This is a genomic window from Nitrospirillum amazonense (assembly GCF_007828045.1).
Taxonomy (GTDB): Bacteria; Pseudomonadota; Alphaproteobacteria; order Azospirillales; family Azospirillaceae; genus Nitrospirillum; species Nitrospirillum amazonense_C.
This window is the reverse complement of sequence record NZ_VITN01000016.1, coordinates 34419-57255: the sequence shown is the minus strand read 5'-3', so window position 1 is coordinate 57255 and position 22837 is coordinate 34419. Positions and strand designations below refer to the sequence as shown.

The following is a 22837-nucleotide window of genomic DNA, read 5'->3' as shown; positions in this document are numbered from 1 at the left end:
CGGGGACGATCCTGACATGAGGCAAAAGACCGCCCCGTCCCGGGTGTCCCCCGGCGTCATGGCCGGCTTTCGTCCGGCCGCCTATGGCCGGGCGGTACATCCGCGCGCCGGGGCGCTCTTCGCCGCCCTTATCGCCCTCGCCATCCAGGCCGCCCTGGTGACCTGGATGGCCGGGCTGTCGGGCCCGCCGGCGGCAATCCGCGCACAGGACGAAACCGTGGTGGTGGCCCGGCTGCTGCCCCCGCCGCCGCGGGTGGTGGAGACGCCCACGATCCGGCCCCGCCGCCAAGCGCCGCCGTCCCATCTGCGGCAGCGGAACCCCGCAGCCCCCGTGAGCCCACCGGCGCCTGCCTCGCCGGTCGTGGCGGCAGCCCTTCCCGTCCCCGAGGCACCGCTACCGGAGACCGCGACCGCCGACGCACCGCCCCCCGCCGTGATCCGGCGTCCCCCCGATCCGCCACCGCCGGACATGCTTGAAGCCTATACCCGCGCAGTGTGGCAGGCGCTGGCCCGCCATCGGCCCGCCCATGTCGCGGCGGCGGGAACGGTGGTGCTGTCCATCTCGGTGGGCGCCGACGGTCACGTGCGCGACGCCACGATCCTGACCTCCAGCGGCAGCGCCGTGCTGGACGACATCGCGTTGCGCGCCGTCAGCCAAGCGGCGCCCCTGCCAGCACCGCCGGAGACGCTGCTGACGGACGGGCGGTTCAGCTTCACGGTGCCATTCCGCTTCCGCTAATGGGGCAAATGGGGAGGGCCGCCCAAAGGGGCGGTCAGGCCATGATATCCAGCAGGCGCTTGCTGTTGTCGTCCACCGTCTGGGCAACCTTGGTTAGGGCCTTGAAGGTCAAGGCGTCGCTGCTGAGGCTGACCACGTCGGTGGGATTGATGTCTCCGCCCCTGGACGCCGCGATGGCCGTGGCGTCCCGGTCCACGCGCGCGCTGCTGGACTGCAGGCCGGCGGCCACGGCGGCGTAGGGGTTGGGGGCAGAGATGCTGGTCATACCCCGGAATATAGCACCGCCACCAGCCTTGGCACAGGGGGCCGCGTCGGAAAGGCGCGGGGTTCAGCTTTGCGGCGGCACCACCAGCACGGTGACGGTGGCCGCCGGGCTGTTGGTCAGTTGCAACTGATAGGTGCCGGCAGCCAGGCCGAAATCCACCACCTTATGGATGCCGGAGCAGTTGGGGCCGTGCTTGTGGCTGGTGCTGTCCAGCGACTTGCCGTCCGCCACCACGTCGACCCAGGCTCCCCCATCGATGGCGATGCGGTAGGGACCAGCAGCGGGCACGGTGAAGGCCACGGTGCCGGCGTAGGTCTTCTCCCCCGCCGGCTTGGGCGGGGTAACGGCCAGGGTAACGCCTTCCTTCGCCGCCAGGGTCACCCGCGCCGGCGTGCCGGGCGTCAGGGCGGGGGCGCCGCCCGGGGCGATCGCGGCCGTCACCGGCACGGCGGCAAGGCCCCAGCCCTTGAGGTCCGCCGGCCATTCCACCGCGACACCCTTGCAGGACGGGTCGGCCGGGCCACCCATCTGGGCCCAGGCCGGCGCCACCAGTGCCATCATCACCGCCACCACCCCACTCGCAGTTCCCCGCAGCATGACCGATCCCTTCCCTGACGCGGCGCTATATTCAATCTGATATAGCGCCCATGTGTCCCCGCCTGACAAGGAAATCGCGCGGCGGCCCGCAGCGGCAAGTCGGCGCGACCACTAAAATTGACCGCCAACCGGTCCTATACTCGCCCCAATCACAACCCCTAGTAAGAGGGTGGCCGATGGGGGCCCGTGATGGACAGGATGGGGATATTCTTGAAAGCCATACTTTATGGGCGGGCGGCGCTGATCGCCCTGGCCTTGGGGTGCGCCGGCGCAGCCGGTGCCCAGACGACGGGGCAACCGACGCCAGGGCAGCCGGCGGTGGATCAAGCAGCGACGGCGCGGGCCGAACCCCCGGCGGAAGCGGTGCCGGAAATGGTGGTTACCTCGCGGGAGCAGTTCGGCAAGACCTCTTACGCCAAGCTGGCGGAAGCCTTGAAAGTGCTGGATCGCATGGAGAATTCCAGCGGCCGCCACCTGCGCATGATCTTCAAGGTCGAACTGGCCAAGGACAAGTCCGGTCCCCTGCCCATCCAGTTGTGGGCGGTCTACAGCGGCAAGGAAGAGCCCATCGAGTCCACGCCCGACGGCTATTTCTACGTTCCCTACCGCGCCGACTGGGAGGCTGCCGACGCTAAGCTGGTCAGCAACCAGGCCAAAGGCGCGCTGCGCGCCACGGTGATGCTGGAGGTGTTGTCCGACGGGAAGCAACCCATCGCCTATGGCGAGTTGCGCCAAGGCGCCAAGGTCTTGGACCAGGCGATCGAGGAATTCGTGGGGCCCGTCATGGGCTTCTTCGTCCCCAGCATCGACGAACTGGACTTCAGCTGCGAGCCGGATGCCCACTGCCACGTCCATGCGGCCCTCGACACGGGGGAGGCGCTGGAGACGAACGACAAGGGACGGCCCATGCTGGAATTCGGCCGCAAGCTGGACCGGCGCAACCCAACCCTGCAGCTCAGCGCCACGGCGGAGGATGGCACCCCCACGCGTCTCTACGCCCTGCCCCAGTTGCATGTGTTCTGACCGGAAAGGCGGGGCCGGCGGCATCATCGCCGGCCTGCATCCCAGAACGCCCAAAAGGGCGGACGGGGCGCGGGGCCCCGTCCACGGCAATCAGAAGCCGTTGTTCTTGGCGACCTTGGCGTACCAGAGGCCGCTGTCCTTGATCGTCCGCTTTTGGTCGTTCTTGTAATCGACATAGGTCAGGCCGAAGCGCTGGGTGTAGCCCTGGGCCCATTCGAAATTGTCCATCAGGCTCCAGGCGTGATAGGCGCGCACCGGCGCCCCATCCTGGATGGCGCGGGACAGGGCCGCGAAATAGGCCTTCATGTACGCGATGCGCTTTTCGTCCTTCACGTGGCCATCGACCAGCGGCGTGTTGTAGGCCGCACCGCTTTCCGTGATCTCGATGGGGCGGTTGCCGATGGCCTTGGCCATGCGCACCAGCGTGTCGTGGAAGCCGTCGGGGTCGATGTCCCAGCCGATGTCGGTCTTGGCGTGCGGGCCCTCGCCCCATTCATGCGCCGTGTTCAAACCGGGGACGCCGTTGCCCTCGGGCTTATCCGCCACCACCCAGCGGGTGTAGTAGTTCAGGCCCACCATGTCGTAGTCGGCGCGCATGATCTTCTCATCGCCCGGCTGGAAGCCCAGCAGGGCGTCGCGCTGGTCGGCCGGCAGCACATCGGGGTAGGTGCCGTCCAGCACCGGCTGCAGGAACCACAGGTTCAGGAAGCGGTGGTAGCGCTCGGCCGCGGCCTTGTCCGCCTCGCTGTCCGTGCGCGGCACCATGTTGGCCACGTCGCAGACGCTGCCCACCTGGAACTTGGGGTTGATGGCCTTCATCGCGCGGAAGGCCTTGCCCTGGCTGAGGTTCACCACGTGGGTGGCCTTCAGCATCTGCAGCGGATCCTTATGCCCCGGGGCGAAGATGCCTTCCCAATAGCCCAGGTGGGTGAAGGTCTTGGGCTCGTTCAGGATGGCCCAATGGTTGATGCGGTCGCCCAGGGCGCGGCCGACGATGTCGGCGTACTCGGCCAGCCGGTCGGACGTGTCGCGGTTGGTCCACCCGCCCTCATCGTCCAGGGCCTGCGGCAGGTCCCAGTGATAAAGCGTGACCAGGGGGCGGGCGCCCGCCTCCAGCACTGCGTCGGTCAGGCGCTTGTAATAGTCCAGGCCGGCCTGGTTGACCGCCCCCTTGCCCAACGGCTGCACCCGCGACCAGGCGATGGAATAACGGTAGCTCTTCAGGTTCATCCGCCGGATGAGGGCCGCGTCTTCCTTGTATTTGTGATAGCTGTCGCAGGCCACGTCGCCGGTGTCGTCGTTCTTGATGCGGCCCAGGCCCTTCTGATGGGTGAAGGTGTCCCAGATGGATGGCCCCTTGCCGTCGGCGTTCCAGCCGCCCTCGACCTGATAGGCGGCGGTGGCGGCCCCCCACAGGAAGTCCTTCGGGAACACGACCTTGCCCGCCGGCGTGGCGGCCAGCGCGGACCGCCAGGTCGCGGCCGTCCCCCCCAGGGCGCCCACACCGGCCAGGGCGGCGGCGCCCTGCAAAAGGGTGCGACGATTCATCATGCTCATTACACTCCGCTTCTTGGTAGCGCCTCATCCCCACGGAGGCCCCGCCGCGAACGCTCATCCCGCGGCAAGATCCGGTATCGGCTGTACGGCAAGGCCAGGGCGCGCGCCGGCAGTGTCGATCCAGCCGGATGAACCGGCCTGAAACGTCGCCAGCCTTGGTTTTTGTCATGCCCTTCCTCCCAGGACGACTTTTACCCCATCCCGGACAACGCTGTCACACGTCATGTGACCGCTACCGCGCCGGATTCTCATCCCCACCCCCGACTTACCCGATAGGATCAAATTTCACACTTTTGTGATGGTGATTTATTGGAAGATGCATGGCACCGTTGTGAAAGACGTGCCTGCCCCGCACGGCGTGAAGGTTGTACACGCTCCGGGGCTTATGCATTAATCTCGCGTCTCGAATTTGGGGAAAGGCCGCTCATGACCCGACCGGGTTCGCCTCACGTCGACTTATCCCTTTCGGGCGGGGTAGCCTCGTGACGGCCGCCGCGTCGACCACGGCGACCAAGCCGGCCAGGCGAGGGTGGGCCTTCCTGGCCCCGACCATCCTGCCCGGCTTCGGTACCGCCTTTGGCTTTACCCTGGCCTATCTCTGCCTGATCGTCCTGATCCCCCTGGGCCACATGGCCCTGCGGGCGGCGGATGTGGGCTGGGACCGGTTCTGGGCCATCACCCTGGCCCCCCGGGTGCTGCACGCCTTTTATGTCAGCTTCGGCTGCGCCCTGGCGGCCGCCCTGATCAACGCCGTGTTCGGCCTGGTCGTGGCATGGGTGCTGGTGCGCTACCGTTTTCCCGGCCGGCGCATCATCGACGCCATGGTCGACCTGCCCTTCGCCCTGCCCACCTCCGTCGCTGGCATCGCGCTGACGGCCATCTACGCCCCCAACGGCTGGATCGGTGCCCTGGCCAAGGCGGCCGGGTTCAAGATCGCCTTCACCCCGCTGGGCATCGTCATCGCCCTGGTGTTCGTGGGCATGCCCTTCATCGTGCGCACGGTGGAACCGGTGCTGCAGGATCTGGACGCCGAGGTGGAGGAGGCCGCCGCCTCGCTGGGCGCCACCCGCTGGCAGACCTTCACCAAGGTGCTGCTGCCCACCATCCTGCCGGCACTGATCACCGGCGTGGCCCTGGCCTTCGCCCGTGGCGTGGGCGAATACGGCTCCGTCATCTTCATCGCCGGCAACATCCCGGCGGTGTCGGAGATCGTGCCCCTGCTGATCGTCGCCCGGCTGGAGCAGTACGATTATGCCGGCGCCACCGTCATCGCCACGGCCATGATGGGAGTTTCCTTCCTCATGCTGCTGGGCATCAATTTCCTGCAGCGCTGGACCCGGTCGCGCCATGCCCGCTGATCCGCATTCCCGCCGCCCCGCCGTGGGCGAAGGCCCGATGATGCGCCTGGCGCTCATCGGCCTCGCCATCCTGTTCCTGGCGGCCTTCCTGGCCCTGCCGCTGGTGGCGGTGTTCAGCCAGGCCCTGGCCAAGGGTGTCGGCGCCTTCCTTAAGGGTCTGGCCGATCCCGACGCCCTGTCGGCCATCCGGCTGACCCTGACGATCGCCGCCATCGCCGTGCCGCTGAACCTGGTGTTCGGCGTGGCCGCCAGCTGGGCCATCGCCAAATTCAATTTCCGGGGCAAGAGCCTGCTGCTGGCCCTGATCGACCTGCCCTTCTCCGTCTCGCCCGTCATTTCCGGCCTGGTCTATGTGCTGCTGTTCGGCCTGCACGGCAGCTTCGGCCCCTGGCTGCGTGACCACGGGGTGCAGATCATCTTCGCCGTCCCGGGCGTGGTCATGGCCACCGTCTTCGTCACCTTCCCCTTCGTGGCGCGCGAACTGATCCCCCTGATGCAGGAGCAGGGCGTGGAGGACGAGGAGGCCGCGATCGTGCTGGGCGCCAGCGGCTGGCAGACCTTCCGCCTGGTGACCCTGCCCAACATCCGCTGGGGCCTGCTGTACGGCGTGCTGCTGTGCAACGCCCGCGCGATGGGCGAATTCGGGGCGGTGTCCGTCGTCTCCGGCCATATCCGGGGCAAGACCAACACCATGCCCCTGCATGTCGAGATTCTGTACAACGAATACAACTTCGTGGCCGCCTTCGCGGTGGCCTCGCTGCTGGCGCTGTTGGCGCTGGTGACCCTGGCGGCCAAGGCGGCCCTGGAATGGCGCTTCGCCGACCAGATCGCCGCCGCCAAGCGCTAAAAGGGGCAGCGACAATGACGACCAAGCAAACGGGCGGCGCGCATGGCCATTGAAATCCGCAACGTGGAAAAGACCTTCGGCGCCTTCACCGCCCTCGGCGGCGTCAGCCTGGACGTGCGCTCGGGCGAGCTCTTGGCCCTGCTGGGGCCCAGCGGTTCCGGCAAGACCACCCTGCTGCGCATCATCGCGGGGCTGGACCATGCCGACGCCGGCGAGGTCAGCTTCGACGGGCAGGACACCCGCGACCGCGCGGCGCGGGACCGCAAGGTGGGCTTCGTCTTCCAGCACTATGCCCTGTTCCGGCATATGACCGTCTTCGACAACGTGGCCTTCGGCCTGCGCGTCAAGAAGAAGGCGGAGCGGCCGGCCGAGATGGACATCCGCCGCCGCGTGGACCAGCTGCTGACCATGGTGCAGCTGTCGCACCTGGCCAGCCGCTATCCCAGCCAGCTGTCGGGCGGCCAGCGCCAGCGCGTGGCCCTGGCCCGCGCGCTGGCCATCGAGCCCAAGGTGCTGTTGCTGGACGAGCCCTTCGGCGCGCTGGACGCCAAGGTGCGCAAGGACTTGCGCAAGTGGCTGCGCCACCTGCACGACGACATGCACATCACCTCCATCTTCGTGACCCACGACCAGGAAGAGGCGCTGGAGCTGGCGGATCGCGTGGTGGTCATGAACCACGGCCAGATCATCCAGGTGGGCACCCCGGCGGAGGTGTACGACCACCCCGCCGACAGCTTCGTCTTCGACTTCCTGGGCGGGGTGAATCGCCTGAACGGCGTCATCGAGGCGGGCGTGGCGCGCCTGGACGGCAAGGCCGTGCGGGTGGATGGCGCCGTCGGCGCCGACGGCCCGGCCGTCATCTATGTCCGCCCCCACCAGGTGGAGCTGGGCGTGGCCCCGGCCGATGGCGTGCCCGACGGCAAGTGGAGCGCCCGGGTCAGCAGCCTGCACGCCGCCGGCCCCGTGGCCCGGCTGGAGCTGGACTTGGCCGGCCGCGCGCTGGAAGCGCAGCTGTCCCGCGACCGGCTGAGCGATCTGGCGCTGGAGGTGGGCAGCTGGTGTACTGTGGACTTCCGCCACGCCCGGGTGTTTCCCGCCAAAAGCTAGGGGGCGACGGCGTGACGGCGTAACGGATATCAGGGCGTTGGGATCATGGACGGGCAGACGGTCGACCTTACGGCATTGATGCGGGACATCGGGCAGCGGGCGCGCGCCGCCGGCGCCCAGCTGGCCGTGACCACGCCGGAGCAGCGCGTGGCGGGCCTGCGCGCCGCCGCATCCGCCCTGCGCGCCGCCGCCGACGCCATCCTGGACGCCAACGCGCGTGACATGGCGGCCGGCCAGGCCAAGGGCCTGACACCCGCCCTGCTGGACCGTCTGCGCCTGGACGAGAGCCGGCTGGAGGCCATCGCCAAGGGCCTGGAGGACGTGGCCGACCTGCCCGACCCCCTGGGTGCCGTCACGGCCGACTGGACCCGGCCCAACGGCCTGCGCATCCAGCGGGTGCGGGTCCCCCTGGGCGTCATTGGCATCATCTATGAAAGCCGGCCCAACGTGACGGCGGACGCTGGCGGCCTGTGCGTGAAGTCGGGCAACGCCGCCATCCTGCGCGGCGGTTCGGAGAGCCTGCATTCCTCATCCACCATTGTCGCGGCCATGCGCCGGGGCTTGGTGGAAGGCGGCCTGCCCGCCGACGCCGTGCAACTGGTGCCCACCACCGACCGGGCCGCCGTCGGCATCCTGCTGACCATGACCGACCATGTCGATGTCATCATCCCCCGGGGCGGCAAGTCCCTGACGGCGCGGGTGGCGGCGGAATCGCGCGTGCCGGTGATCAAGCATCTGGACGGCATCTGCCACGTCTACCTGGACCGGACGGCCGATCCGGCCAAGGGCCGCGCCATCGCCCTCAACGCCAAGATGCGCCGCACCGGCATCTGCGGCGCCATGGAGACGCTGCTGGTCCACCGCGATGTGGCGGCCGCCCAGTTGCCCGCCCTGATCGAGGATCTGGTCGGCGCCGGCTGCGAGGTGCGGGGCGACGCCGCCGTGCAGGCCCTGGACGCCCGGGTCCTGCCCGCCGACGATTCCGACTGGGATACCGAGTACCTGGACGCCATCCTGTCGGTGAAGGTGGTGGACGGCGTGGATGAGGCCATCGCCCATATCGAGCGCCACGGCAGCCACCATACCGACAGCATCGTGACCGAGGATGCCGCCACGGCCGAGCGGTTCCTGGCGCGGGTCGATAGCGGCATCGTGCTGTGGAACGCCTCCACCCAGTTCGCCGATGGCGGGGAGTTCGGCTTCGGTGCCGAGATCGGCATTTCCACCGGCAAGCTGCACGCCCGCGGCCCCGTGGGTGCCGAGCAGCTGACCAGCTACAAATACGTCGTGCGCGGCGACGGCCAGACGCGGCCGTAAGCGACCGGCCGGCTTCCCCCATGTCAACCTCCCCCCACGGCCGCTATTGGATTCGACCGCGGCCGCTGACCGGGGCCAGCTGGGCCGGCCGGCGCATCGGCATCCTGGGCGGGTCCTTCAACCCCGCCCACGCCGGCCACCGCCACGTCAGCCAATGGATGCTGCGCCGCCTGAACCTGGACCAGGTGTGGTGGCTGGTCAGCCCGCAGAACCCGCTGAAGCAGGCGCGGGGCATGGCCACGCTGGACGCGCGCCTGGACGCCGCCCGCGCCGCCGCCCGCGATCCGCGAATCCTGGTGACGGACCTGGAGACGCAGCTGGGCACGCGGTACACCGTGGACACGCTGGAAGCCCTGCGCCGTCGCTATCCCCGCACGCGCTTCGTCTGGATCATGGGTGCCGACAACCTGTTGCAGATTCCGCGCTGGCGGGGATGGACGCGCATCCTGGGCCGCATGCCGGTTGCCGTGTTTCCGCGCCGCCCCTATTCCCTAAAGGCGCTTGTCGGCAAGGCCGCGCGGCGTTATCTCCGCAATCGGGTTCCTCCACGGGACGCGGGCGGGCTGCCGGCACGATCGGCACCGGCCTGGACCTTCCTGGACGGGCCGCTGCATCCCGCCTCCGCCACCGAAATCCGGCGGAAGGGGTGGTGGGCCGGCCGGTGACGGGAAAAGCGGACTGCAAGGACTGAAGTGTGATCGCTTGGGATGGTCTCATCCGAAGCGTAAATCGCACGACGGAACAGAATCCCGTAGGCAAGCGTGCCCCGTGCGGCTTGCCCACGCACATCATCGGACTATCATCAGGGTGCGGGCCGGCCATGCCGGATCCTCAGCGCCCTTTTTTGCTTAGAGGTAACGATCATTTCCACCATCGCCCATTTCCCGACGCCGACCGCTGGGCGGACGGCGCCCCAGCCGCTTCCGGACATGGCGGCCCCCGACTTCCCCGAGCAGCTGCGCGACCTGATCGTCGCCAGTGTGGAGGATGACAAGGCCGAAGGCACCGTGGTGCTCGACCTCAAGGGCAAGTCCACCTTGGCCGACTACATCGTCATCACCTCGGGCCGTTCCGCCCGCCAGGTGGATGCCATGGCCGGCCACCTGCTGTCCAAGCTCAAGGAAGTCGGCCTCATCGGTCTCGACGCCGAAGGCACGCCCCAGTGCGACTGGGTGCTGATCGACGCCGGCGACGTGCTGGTCCACCTGTTCCGTCCCGAGGTGCGCGCCTTCTACAACCTGGAAAAGATGTGGGGCGTGGAACTGCCGCCCGACTTCGCCGGGTTCGGCGCGCCGGCCAGCGACTTTTTGTCTGTTTGATGCCCTCAGGCGGCGGGCGGCCACATCCGTGGCCTTGCCTTACGGGCCTGACCGGCCCGGGCCGGCAGTCGCTGGCCTGTAGTGGCATGATCTTGAACTCCTTAGCGGGATCGGGCCCATGCGCGTTTGGCTGATCGCCGTCGGCCGCAGCCGGCCGGGCCCCGCCCGGGACCTGTTCGAAGAGTACAAAGGCCGCATCACCTGGCCCTTCACCTTGCGAGAGGTCGAGTGCCGCAAGCGGGTGGAGGGCGATGAGCTGAAGCGGCTCGAGGCCCAGCTTCTGCTGGAAGCCATTCCCGCCGGCGCCACCCTGGTGGCCTTGGATGAACGCGGCAAGGCCCTGCCCAGCGAGGCCTTCGCCCGCCAGGTGGGCACCTGGCGCGACGGCGGCGTGGCCGACCTGGCCTTCGTCATCGGCGGCGCCGATGGCCTGGCCGAAGAGGTGCGCCGCCGCGCCTCCCTGCTCATCGCCTTCGGCCCCATGACCTGGCCGCATATGATGGTGCGCGGCATGCTGGCCGAGCAGTTGTACCGCGCCCAGCAAATCCTGGCGGGTCATCCCTACCACCGGGTGTAAGGGCGCACCCTCTTGCGGTGCGTCAATGCGCCCCCCGACCCCATCGGCCATTGTTCCTCCAGCGTGTGCGACCGCCCGGTGAGGGCGACCGGAAATGGAGGGGACCATGGCCGTGCTGATCGCCTTTTACTCGCTGACCGGAACGACCCGCACCGTGGTGACGGAGCTGGCCCGGCACCTGCAAGCCGATATCGAGGAAATCCGCTGCGAGCGGTACGGCGTCAGCTTCATGGGCTGGTGGCGGGCGGCGGCGGACAGCTGGCGCGGCCGGCTGCCCGGCATCGCCCCGGCCGCCCACACCGCCCGCAACTATGACCTGGTGGTGCTGGCCGGGCCCATCTGGGCCTGGCACCCCTGCCCGCCCCTGCGCGCGTATGTGCGGCGCGAGCGGGCGGACCTGCCGGAGACCGCCCTGCTGCTGACCCACGGCGGGTCCGCGGGCCAACAGTCGTTGGACGCGCTGCAAGCCATGCTGGCCAAGCCGCCCAAGGCGCGGCTGACCGTCACCGCCGCCGAGATGAAAAGCGGCACCTACGTCGAAACCGTGGCCCACTTCGCCCAGACCGTGCGCCCCAAGTCGGCGTTGGCGCCGGCCCCCTTTGCGGTGGATCAATGCGCCGGGTGAACGATTAGGGCCGACTGGACGGATCGTCACCCTTCCAGGACCGCCTTGATGGATCCCACCACCCTGCTCAGCCGTCTGGCGGTTTCCTTGGCCATCGGCCTGCTGGTGGGATTGGAACGGGGGTGGCACAGCCGCAGCGGCCAGGAATACCAGCGCGCGGTGGGGCTGCGCACCTTCGCCCTGTCGGGGCTGTTGGGCGGCATCGCCGGCGCCCTGGCGGGGGCGCAACAGCCCTACATCCTGGGCCTGGTGTTCCTGGGCTATGCCGCCGCCTTCACCGCCTTCCACTGGCTGGAGGCCAGGGCCGACACCGACCCCAACCCGGAGCGTGACCTCAGCATCACCTCGGTGGTGGCGGGGCTGGTGACCTTCCTGCTGGGCGCCCTGGCCATCCTGGCCGACGTGCGCGTCGCCATCGCCGCCGGCGTGGCCGTGACCGGCCTGCTGGCGCTGCGCGATCCCCTGCACCGCTGGGTGGCGGCGTTGAGCGGGGATGAGGTGCGGGCCATCCTGACCCTGTTGGCCATGTCCTTCCTGCTGCTGCCCGTCCTGCCCAACCGTCCGGTGGACCCGTGGGGGGCGCTGAACCCCCATTCCATCTGGCTGCTGGCGGTCATGGTCGCCGCCATTTCCTTCGGGGGCTATGTCGCCGTCCGCGGCCTGGGCGACCGGTTGGGGGTGTTGATGGCGGCGCTGGCCGGCGGCCTCGCCTCCTCCACCGCCACCACGCTGACGCTGGCGCGGCTGGGGCGGATGCACCCCGCCTCGTCCCGGCTGCTGGGCGCCGGGGTGCTGCTGGCGGGGGCGGTGATGATGGCGCGGGTGGGGGTGCTGGCCATGGTGCTGAACCCCGACCTGCTGCGGCCGTTGGCGCCCCCCTTGGCCGGCGCCGCGCTGGTCCAGGTGGCCGGCGCCGCCGCCCTGATCGTGCGCAACCGGCATTACCACGTGCCCAAGCTGAACATCGCCAACCCGCTGGAGGTGGGCATGGCCCTGAAGATGGCGGCCTTCATCGCGGCGGTGGCCCTGGCCAGCCAGTTGCTGGCGCAGTCCTTGGGCGCCCCCGGCGTGCTGGTCATGGCCGCGCTGTCCGGCGTGGCCGACGTGGACGCCGTCACCCTGTCCATGGCCCATCTGGGCGGGCACGGCCTGACCCTGAAGGTGGCCATGGAGGGCGTGCTGATCGTCACCGCCGTCAACACCGTGACCAAGGCCGCCATGGCCGGCTGGGTGGGTGGCGCCCGCCTGGGCCTGGTGGTGGGCGGGATCAGCGCCCTGGCGCTGGGCGCCGGCGCGCTAATGATAGTGAACTAAGGCCACCACGGTTGAATCCGTTACCGTCGTTCCTCGAATCTCGCCCTGGGCAAATCAACACAGGGAAGATTTGCGAGAAAATGACCATTAAGTTACAATCTGTGATCTAGATTTCAGGACAGGGACTTCAAAATGGAAGACAATTTTAATTTAGGTGACGTGGTCCGCTTAAAATCAGGCGGCCCCGTGATGACGGTTATTTCTGCAGGGACAATGTACAGTGGCGAAAAATACACAAGTACCGTCTGGTTCTTGGATGGCACAGTGCAGAAATACGATTTCCATCCGGCCGTCTTAGAGCTTGCAATTCTCTGATTATTTATGAATCCACAAACGCGTATTCTATATTTGAAATAAGGCAAAAATACGCCGAGCGCCCTCATCCGCTCGCAATCGAACTCTGACCTCCTCAAATGTTGAATTTGGGATCGCGGCTCCTTCTCGCTGACTAGTTCCAGGCCGTGAGGGAGATATTTTCGTGTCGCGGTGGGGAGGTTCGCGACGACGCGGGACCGCTATCGATCCAGCCGTGCCGGCCAATCGCGAGCGGTATGGCGGATCGCCAGGATGTCCACGGAGTTTTCCGTAATCTGATAAGCGATGATGAAATCCGCGCCCGAAATGACCAGCTCGCGCGTACCGTTGATGCGACCCTGCCGCCCTTTTTGAGGATGAGAACCCAACCCTTGCGCCTGCGCGCGGAGGGACTTGACCAGCTTGAGCGCGGCCGCCGAATTGAACTGGCTCAGATAATCGTGGATATCCATCAAGTTTCGTGTCGCCGGCCTGGTCCACCGCACCTTCATCGGTCGGCTTCCGCCTCGAATTTCTCAAACAAGGCATCCATCTCGGCGTCGGTGGCGAAGTCGCCTGCCGCCGCTGCCGCCAAGCCGGCCTGCACCTGGGCAGTCCACTGACGCTCCTCGGCGAGATAGCGTTCAATGGCCTCATTGACCACGAAATTGCGGGACCTGTTCTGTGACTCGGCCAACTTGTCCAACTCCGCCAGAATGGCGGGTTCGGTCCTTATGGAAAAGTTTTGGCTGGCCATATCCGTGCCCTCCAATCTCGATGATTACAGGTGATTACGTTGTAATCATGTGATGCTAAATCCACTGATCGTCAACACCGCTCACGCATCTTCCTCGAACACCGGGTACGTCCCGAAGTCGCGGATGGGGCGCAGGACGACGTTGCTGACGACGCGGGCGACGCCCATCTCGGCGTCGTCGATCCAGCTGTCGGTCAGTTCCTGGTAGGTCTCAAGGTCGCGGCAGACCAGCTTGGCGATGTAGTCGTAGGGGCCGCTGACCTCGAAGCACTCGATGACCTCGGGCACCTCGCGCAGGCGGCGCTCAAAGGCGCTGGTGCGCTGGCGGCCTTGTTTTTCCAGGGAAATCTGGGCCAGGACGAAGACGCAGGACTGGATGCGGCGCACGTCCACCTGGGCCTGGTAGCGCACGATGATGCCCTCCCGCTCCAACCGGCGCACCCGTTCCAGGCAGGGACGGGCGGACAGGCCCACCCGTTCCGACAGGGCCTGGTTGGTGATGCGGCCGTCCGCCTGCAATTCCGTCAGGATCTTGATGTCGATGGCGTCGAGCTTGCGCGGCTTCAAGGCGGGGTCCGATGGGGCGGGAGATAGGGCATCAGCTTAAGCGCCAAACCTCCCGCCCCCAAAGACTTTGCTAAACCACCGGCATGAACAGCTCATGCCGGTGTAGGCCCCGACCGGGGCCGCCGGAACGCGATAGCGGACTGGAAAGTGAGGACAAGGCAAGCGGCCGGATGGCCGCGCCCGCCGTTTGAGGGAGCCTTAAACCGACACCCGGTCCAATTTCAGGATCAGGCAGAAGGCCGAGCCGCCGGACAGACCGAAGTCGCTGACCGGCGTCTCATGCACGCGATAGCCGCGTTCCGTCAGCATGCCGCGCAGGGCGGGGCTGGCGGTGGCCAGCACGATGTCGCGTCCCAGGTTCACGGCGTTGACGGCCAGGGTGCAGGTGTCGGGTTCCGGCGCCACGATCAGGTTTTCGGCGCCGAAGCGCTCCAGGATGCGGGCGTTGCCCTCGGCGGAAAAGGCGCCGGGGAAGTACAGCACCTCGCCCCCGGTCAGAGGGCAGAGGCAGGTGTCCATGTGATAGAAGCGCGGATCGACCAGTTCCAGCGCCTCAACCTCCAAGCCGAACAGGTCCCGCACCACAGGCGCGGCCGCCTTGTCGGAGCGTTGGCCATAGCCCAGCCAGAAGGTGCGGCGCACGGGGTCCCACACGCAGTCACCCGCCCCTTCCAGCACCACGCCCTCCGGCATGTCATGCACCTCGGTCAGCAGGCCCCGGTCCTTCAGCGCGTCGAAGGTGCGGCGGAACACCGGCGTCTCGCCCTGGCGCTGGGGATGGCGGAAGGTGGCGACCAGGGCCTTGCCGTCCAGCACCACGGCGGCGTTGGCGGTGAACACCATGTCGGGAAGGCCGGCATGGGGCACGGCGAACTCCAGCTCAACCCCCAGGCCACGCAGGGTGGCCACCAGCCGTTCCCACCCGCTGGAAGAGCGGGCCCCCAGCAGGGCGCCCTCCTCCTGCCAGCGATCGGGCCGCATCCAGGGATTGATGGCGTAGCTGACCTCGAAATGGTCGGGCGCGCACATCAGGATGCGGCCGCCGGGCAGGGCGTCGGTGACGGCAGCGGCGGCGGTGGCCAGGCGGGTGTCGGGCATGGGTGGGGTTCCCCGGATGTTGTTGTGGGTTGGGTGTCAGGCGAACGCCGAAAGCGTCTCGGCCAGGCGGTCCACCGCCCAGTCCAGATCCTCCGGCGCGATCATCAGCGGCGGCGCCAGGCGCACCACCGTGTCGTGGGTTTCCTTGGACAGGACGCCGCGGCGCATCCAGTCCTCCACCACCTGGCGGGCGGTGGCGCGGGCGGGGTCGATCTCCAGCCCCACCCACAGGCCCAGGCCCCGGATATCGCGGATGAGCGGGCTGTTCAGGCCGCGCAGACGGTCCATGAGATGGGCGCCCAGCGCGGCACTGCGCTGGACCAGGCCTTCGTCCTCGATCACCGCCAAGGCCTCCAGACCGACCGCGGCGGCCAGCGGGTTGCCGCCGAAGGTGGAGCCGTGGCTGCCGGGATCGAACACGTCGATGACATCCCGGCGGGCGACGAAGGCGGAAACGGGCAGCACGCCGCCGCCCAACGCCTTGCCCAGGCACAGGCCGTCAGGGACGATCCCTTCATGCTGGTGGGCGAACCACCGGCCGGTGCGGCCCAGGCCGGACTGGATTTCATCCAGGATCATCAGGATGCCGGCGCGGTCGCAGGCGGCGCGCACGTCTTTGAGATAGCCGGCCGGCGGCAGGACGATGCCGGCCTCCCCCTGGATGGGCTCCAGCAGCACGGCCGCCGTGTTGGGCCCTATGGCGGCCGTCAGCGCGTCCAGATCACCGAAGGGCACGACGCGGAAGCCGGGGGTGTAGGGGCCGAAGCCCTCACGGTAGGCCTCCTCGGAGGAGAAGCTGATGATGGTGGTGGTGCGGCCGTGGAAATTGCCGCTGGCCACGATGATCTCCGCCTGGTTGGCGGGAATGCCGCGATGGCGGTAGCCCCAGCGGCGGGCGGCCTTCACCGCCGTCTCCACCGCCTCCGCCCCGCTGTTCATGGGGCAGGCGCCGTCCAGGCCCGTCAGGGCGCACAGACGCTCCAGGAAGGGGCCCAGCTTGTCGGTGTGGAAGGCGCGGGAGACGACGGCCACCTTGGACGCCTGCTCCGTCAGGGCCTTCAGGATGCGGGGATGGCTGTGGCCGACGTTGACGGCGGAATAGGCGCTCATCATGTCCAGGTAGCGGCGCCCGGCTTCGTCGTGAACCCAGGCGCCCTGGGCGCGGGTGATGACCACGGGCAGCGGCTTGTAGGTGTGGGCGCACCACCGGTCTTCCAGGGCGATGGGCCCAGGGGACGGGGCTTTGCCGATATCGCCATTCAGCCGCTGGTCCATGATGTCCTCCACCTTATCCCGGTCTCGTTGCCTGGATGGTGGCATGGGCGCCGCAGCCGAAACGGTCGAAGTTCGCGAGCGGCGCGACAGAACCGGGCGGCGGGTGGTGCGCCCGGCACACCGTTTCTGTCCTGCCGCCTTTGCGCCCGCGGCATGGGAAAGGGGCGGGACGGGCGAACCGCTGGCGCCTATAACGGTTTATCAGGTCGGAAATTCGGATGCGCCGCTTGCCATCGCGCGCGGAAATCCCGATTTTCCCAATAGGTTCGCACCTCCTACCCCACCAGGATCAGGGAACAGACAGCCATGGCCGCCACCGACAAGACCAGCAAAGCCCCCCGCCCCGTGGTGCTGTGCATCATGGACGGCTGGGGCTATCGGGAAGAGGTGGCGGACAACGCCGTCGCCCAGGGCAACACCCCCAACTATGACCGCCTGTGGAAGGACTGCCCGCACGGCCTGCTGTCGGCCAGCGAGGAGGATGTGGGCCTGCCCGCCGGCCAGATGGGCAATTCCGAGGTGGGACACATGAACCTGGGCGCCGGCCGCGTGGTGTTCCAGGATCTGCCCATGATCGACCGCGCCATCGCCCAGGGCGAGTTCGAAACCAACGGGGCGCTGACCGCGTTCAAGGCCGCGCTGAAGAAGTCCGGCGGCACCGCCCACATCCTGGGCCTGGCCTCCCCCGGCGGCGTGCACAGCCACCAGGACCACATGGTCGCCCTGGCCCGCACCCTGGCCCAGGCCGGCATCCCCGTGGCCCTGCACGCCTTCACCGACGGCCGCGACGTGCCGCCGCAGAGCGCCTTGGAGCAGCTGGCCGCCATCGAGGCCGGCCTGAAGGACGCCCCCGGCGCCCAAATCCCGCCTAGGATCGCCACGGTGGACGGCCGCTATTACGCCATGGACCGCGACAAGCGCTGGGACCGGGTGGAGAAGGCCTATCGCGCCCTGGTGTCGGCTGAAGGTGAGAAGGCCACCAGCGCCGAGGCGGCGGTGAAGCAGAGTTATGACGCCGGCAAGCATGACGAGTTCATCCTGCCCACCGTCATCGGCGATTACGCCGGCATGAAGGACGGCGACGGCGTGCTGATGGCCAACTTCCGCGCCGACCGCGCCCGCGAGATCCTGTCCGCCCTGGTGGAGCCGGAGTTCAGCGGCTTCGACCGCGGCACGCCGGTCAAGTTCGCCGCCCAGCTGGGCATGGTGGAATATTCCTCCACCCTGGCGAAGGTCTTGCCGGCCATCTTCCCGCCCAAGGAAATCCGCCACACCCTGGGCGAGATCGTGTCGCAGAAGGGCCTGAAGCAGCTGCGCATCGCCGAGACGGAGAAGTACCCCCACGTCACCTTCTTCTTCAATGGGGGCGAGGAGAAAGTCTACGAGGGGGAGGAGCGCATCCTGGTCCCCTCACCCAAGGTGGCCACATACGACCTGCAGCCGGAAATGTCGGCCGACGAGCTGACGGACAAGCTGGTGGCGGCGGTGGACAGCGGCGCCTTCGACCTGGTGGTGGTGAACTACGCCAACCCGGACATGGTGGGCCATTCCGGCATCCTGGCCGCCGCCGTCAAGGCGGTGGAGGCGGTGGACCGCAGCATCGGCCGGCTGGAGGCCGCGGTGAAGCGCCAGGGCGGCGCCCTGCTGATCACCGCCGACCACGGCAATTGCGAGCTGATGAAGGACCCGGAGACGGGTGGCCCGCACACCGCCCACACCCTGGACCTGGTCCCCGCCATCCTGGTGAACGCTCCGGCCGACGTGGTGCGGCTGGAGCGGGGCAAGCTGGCCGATGTCGCCCCCACCCTGCTGGAGCTGATGGACCTGCCGCAGCCGGAGGAGATGACCGGCCATTCCCTGCTGGTCCGCGACGCGGCGCGCGCGGCGGCCGAATAAGCCGACACCCGAGTGAGCGCAGCCCCGGCGTGATCCCGCACACGGCCCCGTACCGACTGTTGCCCCTGGCGCTGGCCCTGCTGGCGCCGGGACCGGCGTGGGCTGAGCACGCCCTGCCGGTGGTGCTGACCCCCATCGCGCAGACGACACCCCCGCAAGGCGGCGCTGTCCCCCGGGATGCCCAGCGCCAACTGGACAAGGTGGAAAAGGATCTGAAGGCCGACCAGGCCCGCAAGGCCGAGCTGGACGCCAAGAACGACGCCCTGGAACGCGAGCTGGCCGACCTGCGCGCCAAGTCCGTGGCCGTGGCGGAGGACCAGCGCCGCCAGGATGACGCCCTGCGCGCGGTGGAGCAGTCGCTGGCCGGACTGGCGGCCAACGAGCAGGATCAGGTGGCCCGTATCGATGCCGACCGCGCCGCCCTGGCCGACCTGCTGGGCGCCCTGCAGCGCCTGTCCCGCCTGCCGCCGGAGGCCATGGTGGCCCGGCCGGAGGCGCCGGGGGAGATGGTGAAGAGCGCCCTGCTGTTGCGCGAGGCCATTCCCCAGCTGAAGAAGCGGGCGGACGCCCTGGCCGCCCAGCTGCGCGATCTGGCTGCCCTGCGCCAGAAGCTGGCGGACAAGCGCGCCCAGGCCCTGGCGGCGAAGAAGGACCTGGAAAAGCGCGAGGGGGAGTTGCGCGACCTGGTGTCGCGCCGCGAGGCCCTGTCGCAGGCCAACGACGCCGAGCTGCAGGACGTGGCGGGCCACATGGCGGTGTTGGCCACCCAGGCCGGCGACCTGCGGGACCTGGTGGAAAAGCTGGAGGCGGAACGCAAGGCCGCCGCCGAACGCGCCCGCCAGGCGGAGGCGCAGAAGCGCCAGCTGGCCGAGGAGGCGCGGCAGAAAAAGGCGCAGGAGCGGCTGGCCGCCATGGGCCGCACGCCCAAGGACGTGCCGGGCGGCACGGCGCTGGGCGGCATGACCCTGCCGGTGGCCGGCCCCGTGGCCCAGCGCTATGGCGAGCAGGACGCCGTGGGCACCACCAGCCGCGGCGTGCGCATCAGCGCCCGCGCCGGGTCGCCGGTGGTGGCGCCGTATGAGGGATCGGTGGTCTTCGCCGGCCCCTTCAAGGGGTATGGCCTTATCTTGATCGTCGAGCACCCCAATGGCTATCATAGCCTGATCGCGGGATTGGGTCGGATCGATACGCGGGTGGGACAACGTGTGTTGACCGGCGAGCCCATGGGCGCCATGGCCAGCGACGGAACCCCCACATTGTATTTCGAGTTGCGGCGGGGCGGTCAGCCGATCAATCCCCTGCGCGGCTTCGCGGGCACCGAGGGTAAAGGACAAGGGTGAGATGAAGAAACTGCTGACCTCCGTGGCCGTCGTGGCCCTGGTCTATCTGGCAAGCCCCCTGTCCCGGCCGCTGGACGCCAAGCCGCCGATCAAGGCGGAAACCTACAAGCAGCTGGAACTGTTCACCGAAGCGTTCGAGCGGGTGAAGTCCGACTATGTCGAGGAGGTGCCGGACGACCAGTTGGTCGAGGCCGCCATCAACGGCATGCTGGCCTCCCTCGACCCGCACTCGAACTTCATGAACAAGAAGAATTGGGAGGACATGCAGGTCCAGACCAAGGGCGAGTTCGGTGGCCTGGGCCTGGAGGTCACGGAAGAGAACGGCGTGGTCAAGGTGATCTCGCCCATCGACGACACCCCGGCCTCCCGCGCCGGCGTGCAGCCCGGCGACTACATCACCCACCTGAACGACGAGGCCATCGTCGGCCTGGGCCTGAACGAGGCGGTGGAGAAGATGCGCGGCGCCCCGGGCACCGACATCAAGGTGACCATCCACCGCAACAACGTGCCGCAGCCCCTGACCTTCACCCTGACCCGCGCCGTCATCAAGGTGCAGTCGGTGCGGTGGCGGGTGGAAGGCAATGTCGGCTACATCCGCCTGTCCGGCTTCACCGAGCAGACGCAGGTGGGCCTGGACAAGGCACTGGCCGGCATCCAGAAGGAACTGGGCGACAAGGTCGTGGGCTATGTGCTGGACCTGCGCAACAACCCCGGCGGCCTGCTGGACCAGGCCATCTCGGTCAGCGACACCTTCCTGGAGCGGGGCGAGATCGTCTCCACCCGCGGCCGCCGCCCGGACCAGGGCGAGCGCTACAACGCCAAGCCGGGCGACGCCATCCATGGCCTGCCCCTGGTGGTGCTGATCAACGGCGGTTCCGCCTCGGCCTCGGAAATCGTGGCCGGCGCCCTGCAGGACCACAAGCGCGCCATCCTCATGGGCACGCAGAGCTTCGGCAAGGGCTCCGTCCAGACCCTCATGCCCATGCCGGGTGGCAACGCCATGAAGCTGACCACGGCGCGCTACTACACGCCCTCCGGCCGGTCCATCCAACAGCTGGGCATCACCCCGGACATCGAGGTCCAGCAGGCCAAGGTGGAAGAGCTGGGCGCCCCCGCCGGCGCCATTCGCCGGCGCGAGGCCGACCTGCCGCACGCCCTGCGCAACACCGATCCGGGCGCCAAGCAGCCGGCCAAGCCGGACGACGCCAAGGACAAGACCTCGGAAAAGGCCCCGGACGCGAAGGCGCCCGACGGTAAGACCCCCGACAACAAGGGGGTTGGCGCCGACAAGGCCAAGGTCGATTCCAAGACCCAGGATCCGAAGGCGGGCACCAAGGGCCAGGACGCGCCCGGCACGCCGGTGCCGCCGGCCGCCACCGGCGACGCCACGCCCCAGGATTACCAGCTGACCCGCGCCCTGGACCTGCTGCGCGGCCTGTCGCTATTGCAGCAGTCCAAGGCCACCAACTGACGACGCCATAGAGCGGATCGCGGAAAAGCGGCATCGCTTTGCAGCGTGAGTCCGCTCGCTGAACAAGCATTTGGGGCCGAGTGCGTTTCTGATTGATCGCACTCGGCCCCAGCCAACCGACGGGGACCCCTTGGCCGCCCTACCCACCCGCCTGAAGGCCTTGGTCTCGCGCCAGAGCACGCCGCGCAAGACCAAGCCCGCCAAGGCGGCAAAGACAACAAAACGCAAGAAGGGCGGCGATGACGACGCCTTTGAGGCGCTGTTGGCCGGCGCGGACGAGGACGCGTCCGCCGACGTGCTGGCCGCACGCCTGGGCGTACCCAAGCGCGCCGGCCGCGCCGGGGTGGCCGCCACCGGACCGGCCGGGGACGACGCTGAAAAGCCCCGACGCCGGCTGAACCTGTTCGCCGTGGCCGTGGCCCTGACGGTGGTGGCCGTCGCGGGTACGGTCGCCTGGCTGGCCGCCACGGCGGAGGAGACGGCGGCGGCGCGGCGCAAGGCCTCCATCCTGGCCGACATCCCCGTCACCCTGCCCCAGGGCGGCGCCCGCCCGGTGGAGGCCCCGCACGCGGCCGCCCCGGCGGCGGAGAGTGCCGCCAAGCCTGCGGCCGCGCACGACCCCGATCCCATGGACGTGGCCGTCAAGCTGGCGCCCAGCCGCAACGAAGACCTGCTGGAAAAGACCCGCGCCGGCTATCTGCCGCGCATGCCGGCCAAGGGGCCCGCGCCCTGGCAGGCCTATAGCCGCCCCTTCCCCCAGGATGACAAGCGCCCGCGCATCGCCCTGGTGATGGCCGACCTGGGCTGGTCGCCAACCGCCCTGGAAAAGGTGCTGGCCCGCATGCCGGCCACCGTCACCCTGGCCTTCGCCGCCGGCGCCCCCAACCTGCAGAAGGCGGTGGACCAGGCGCGCAGCGATGGGCATGAGGTGCTGCTGCAGGTACCGATGGAGCCGCAGGGCTTCCCCCAGAACGACCCCGGCCCCGGCACCCTGCTGACCAGCCTGCCGGATGAGAAGAACGTGGACCGGCTGGAAACGGCCATGGCCAGCGCCACCGGCTATGTCGGCCTGACCAACCTGACCGGCACCAAGTTCCTGGCCAGCCACGACAGCCTGCAGACGGTGCTGCGCCAGGTGCAGCGGCGCGGCCTGATCTATATCGACAGCTGGCCCACCACCGCCAGCCAGGCCACCCGCATCGCCACCCAGCTGGGCCTGCCCCGCGCCGTGTCGGACGTGCAGGTGGACCGGTCCCCCTCCGACGCCGGCGTCGCCGCCCAGCTGGCGGAGCTGGAGCGCCTGGCCAAGCTCAACGGCGTCGCCGTGGGCTATGCCCAGCCCTATCCCGTGACCCTGGAAGGCATCGCCCGCTGGGCCGTGGGCCTGCGCGACCGGGGCATCGTATTGGCGCCGGTCACGGCGGTGGTCAACCGGCAGGCGGATCGGTAGTCCCTTGGCGGCAGATAGATCAAACCCAGTCCGCCGGTTTAATC

24 protein-coding genes are annotated in these 22837 nt (G+C 68.7%); 16 read left to right on the top strand and 8 right to left on the bottom strand.

From position 1 onward, the window contains the following. The first annotated feature begins 16 nt into the window (after nucleotides 1-16). On the top strand, nucleotides 17-739 hold the full coding sequence (locus tag FBZ89_RS21580; protein ID WP_145752066.1) for an energy transducer TonB family protein: 723 nt from the start codon (nucleotides 17-19) through the stop codon (nucleotides 737-739). A gap of 34 nt (nucleotides 740-773) precedes the next feature. Here FBZ89_RS21580 and FBZ89_RS21575 read toward each other — a convergent pair whose 3' ends face one another. After that, entirely contained in the window at nucleotides 774-1004 is a 231-nt protein-coding gene (locus FBZ89_RS21575) for a hypothetical protein (protein ID WP_145752064.1), read from the bottom strand. A 63-nt stretch (nucleotides 1005-1067) separates the two neighbouring features. Further along, complete coding sequence (locus tag FBZ89_RS21570; protein WP_145752062.1) at nucleotides 1068-1601, bottom strand: hypothetical protein; 534 nt, start codon at nucleotides 1599-1601, stop codon at nucleotides 1068-1070. A gap of 210 nt (nucleotides 1602-1811) precedes the next feature. Between FBZ89_RS21570 and FBZ89_RS21565 the strand changes: the two genes are divergently transcribed. After that, on the top strand, nucleotides 1812-2624 hold the full coding sequence (locus FBZ89_RS21565; RefSeq protein WP_145752060.1) for a DUF2987 domain-containing protein: 813 nt from the start codon (nucleotides 1812-1814) through the stop codon (nucleotides 2622-2624). A gap of 90 nt (nucleotides 2625-2714) precedes the next feature. On the opposite strand, the gene FBZ89_RS21560 is transcribed toward FBZ89_RS21565, so the two are convergent. Beyond that, nucleotides 2715-4175, bottom strand: coding sequence for a GH1 family beta-glucosidase (locus FBZ89_RS21560; RefSeq protein WP_246172429.1), 1461 nt, complete (start codon nucleotides 4173-4175; stop codon nucleotides 2715-2717). Nucleotides 4176-4663: 488 nt separating this feature from the next. Between FBZ89_RS21560 and cysT the strand changes: the two genes are divergently transcribed. The 10 genes from cysT (at nucleotide 4664) to FBZ89_RS21510 (ending at nucleotide 12960) form a co-directional block, all read left to right on the top strand. Next, a complete protein-coding gene (gene cysT / locus FBZ89_RS21555) occupies nucleotides 4664-5539 on the top strand; it encodes a sulfate ABC transporter permease subunit CysT (RefSeq protein WP_145752057.1) in 876 nt (291 codons plus the stop codon). After that, complete coding sequence (gene cysW / locus FBZ89_RS21550) at nucleotides 5529-6386, top strand: sulfate ABC transporter permease subunit CysW (RefSeq protein ID WP_145752055.1); 858 nt, start codon at nucleotides 5529-5531, stop codon at nucleotides 6384-6386. Before cysT ends, cysW begins: the two co-directional genes overlap by 11 nt. 42 nt (nucleotides 6387-6428) lie before the next feature. Next, nucleotides 6429-7493 (top strand): sulfate/molybdate ABC transporter ATP-binding protein, encoded by a 1065-nt coding sequence (locus FBZ89_RS21545; RefSeq protein WP_145752053.1) that lies wholly within the window; start codon nucleotides 6429-6431, stop codon nucleotides 7491-7493. A 45-nt stretch (nucleotides 7494-7538) separates the two neighbouring features. Further along, the gene (locus FBZ89_RS21540; RefSeq protein ID WP_145752051.1) at nucleotides 7539-8810 is read left to right on the top strand and encodes a glutamate-5-semialdehyde dehydrogenase; all 1272 of its coding nucleotides are present in this window, start codon (nucleotides 7539-7541) and stop codon (nucleotides 8808-8810) included. A gap of 20 nt (nucleotides 8811-8830) precedes the next feature. Continuing rightward, complete coding sequence (locus FBZ89_RS21535; RefSeq protein ID WP_040845919.1) at nucleotides 8831-9475, top strand: nicotinate-nucleotide adenylyltransferase; 645 nt, start codon at nucleotides 8831-8833, stop codon at nucleotides 9473-9475. Nucleotides 9476-9739: 264 nt separating this feature from the next. After that, the gene (gene rsfS / locus FBZ89_RS21530) at nucleotides 9740-10129 is read left to right on the top strand and encodes a ribosome silencing factor (protein ID WP_145752049.1); all 390 of its coding nucleotides are present in this window, start codon (nucleotides 9740-9742) and stop codon (nucleotides 10127-10129) included. A 118-nt stretch (nucleotides 10130-10247) separates the two neighbouring features. Beyond that, nucleotides 10248-10706, top strand: coding sequence for a 23S rRNA (pseudouridine(1915)-N(3))-methyltransferase RlmH (gene rlmH, locus FBZ89_RS21525; RefSeq protein ID WP_145752047.1), 459 nt, complete (start codon nucleotides 10248-10250; stop codon nucleotides 10704-10706). 106 nt (nucleotides 10707-10812) lie between these two features. Beyond that, complete coding sequence (locus tag FBZ89_RS21520; protein WP_145752045.1) at nucleotides 10813-11331, top strand: flavodoxin family protein; 519 nt, start codon at nucleotides 10813-10815, stop codon at nucleotides 11329-11331. A gap of 48 nt (nucleotides 11332-11379) precedes the next feature. Continuing rightward, nucleotides 11380-12645, top strand: coding sequence for an MgtC/SapB family protein (locus FBZ89_RS21515; RefSeq protein ID WP_145752044.1), 1266 nt, complete (start codon nucleotides 11380-11382; stop codon nucleotides 12643-12645). A gap of 132 nt (nucleotides 12646-12777) precedes the next feature. Beyond that, nucleotides 12778-12960: a YodC family protein gene (locus tag FBZ89_RS21510; RefSeq protein WP_145752041.1), complete on the top strand. Its 183-nt coding sequence runs from the start codon at nucleotides 12778-12780 to the stop codon at nucleotides 12958-12960. A 200-nt stretch (nucleotides 12961-13160) separates the two neighbouring features. Here the strand turns inward: FBZ89_RS21510 and FBZ89_RS21505 are convergent, their stop codons facing one another. The 5 genes from FBZ89_RS21505 to rocD form a co-directional block, all read right to left on the bottom strand. Next, nucleotides 13161-13451, bottom strand: a complete 291-nt coding sequence (locus FBZ89_RS21505; RefSeq protein ID WP_145752040.1) for a type II toxin-antitoxin system RelE/ParE family toxin — start codon at nucleotides 13449-13451, stop codon at nucleotides 13161-13163. Continuing rightward, on the bottom strand, nucleotides 13448-13696 hold the full coding sequence (locus FBZ89_RS21500; RefSeq protein WP_145752038.1) for a CopG family ribbon-helix-helix protein: 249 nt from the start codon (nucleotides 13694-13696) through the stop codon (nucleotides 13448-13450). Before FBZ89_RS21500 ends, FBZ89_RS21505 begins: the two co-directional genes overlap by 4 nt. Before the next feature lie 81 nt (nucleotides 13697-13777). Continuing rightward, the gene (locus tag FBZ89_RS21495; protein ID WP_145752036.1) at nucleotides 13778-14263 is read right to left on the bottom strand and encodes an Lrp/AsnC family transcriptional regulator; all 486 of its coding nucleotides are present in this window, start codon (nucleotides 14261-14263) and stop codon (nucleotides 13778-13780) included. 198 nt (nucleotides 14264-14461) lie between these two features. Then, nucleotides 14462-15361 carry a dimethylarginine dimethylaminohydrolase family protein gene (locus tag FBZ89_RS21490; RefSeq protein ID WP_211115306.1) on the bottom strand — a complete coding sequence of 300 codons (900 nt, stop codon included), beginning with the start codon at nucleotides 15359-15361 and terminating at the stop codon, nucleotides 14462-14464. A 36-nt stretch (nucleotides 15362-15397) separates the two neighbouring features. Continuing rightward, nucleotides 15398-16636, bottom strand: coding sequence for an ornithine--oxo-acid transaminase (rocD, locus tag FBZ89_RS21485; protein WP_145752035.1), 1239 nt, complete (start codon nucleotides 16634-16636; stop codon nucleotides 15398-15400). 306 nt (nucleotides 16637-16942) lie between these two features. Here rocD and gpmI point away from each other — a divergent pair, with 306 nt between their 5' ends. From gpmI to FBZ89_RS21465, 4 genes are all read left to right on the top strand, one after another. After that, nucleotides 16943-18532 carry a 2,3-bisphosphoglycerate-independent phosphoglycerate mutase gene (gpmI, locus tag FBZ89_RS21480; RefSeq protein WP_145752033.1) on the top strand — a complete coding sequence of 530 codons (1590 nt, stop codon included), beginning with the start codon at nucleotides 16943-16945 and terminating at the stop codon, nucleotides 18530-18532. A gap of 29 nt (nucleotides 18533-18561) precedes the next feature. Beyond that, a complete protein-coding gene (locus FBZ89_RS21475; RefSeq protein WP_145752031.1) occupies nucleotides 18562-19872 on the top strand; it encodes a murein hydrolase activator EnvC family protein in 1311 nt (436 codons plus the stop codon). A 1-nt stretch (nucleotide 19873) separates the two neighbouring features. Further along, nucleotides 19874-21343 carry a S41 family peptidase gene (locus tag FBZ89_RS21470; protein WP_145752029.1) on the top strand — a complete coding sequence of 490 codons (1470 nt, stop codon included), beginning with the start codon at nucleotides 19874-19876 and terminating at the stop codon, nucleotides 21341-21343. 130 nt (nucleotides 21344-21473) lie between these two features. Continuing rightward, the gene (locus tag FBZ89_RS21465) at nucleotides 21474-22793 is read left to right on the top strand and encodes a divergent polysaccharide deacetylase family protein (RefSeq protein ID WP_145752028.1); all 1320 of its coding nucleotides are present in this window, start codon (nucleotides 21474-21476) and stop codon (nucleotides 22791-22793) included. Nucleotides 22794-22837 lie beyond the last annotated feature (44 nt).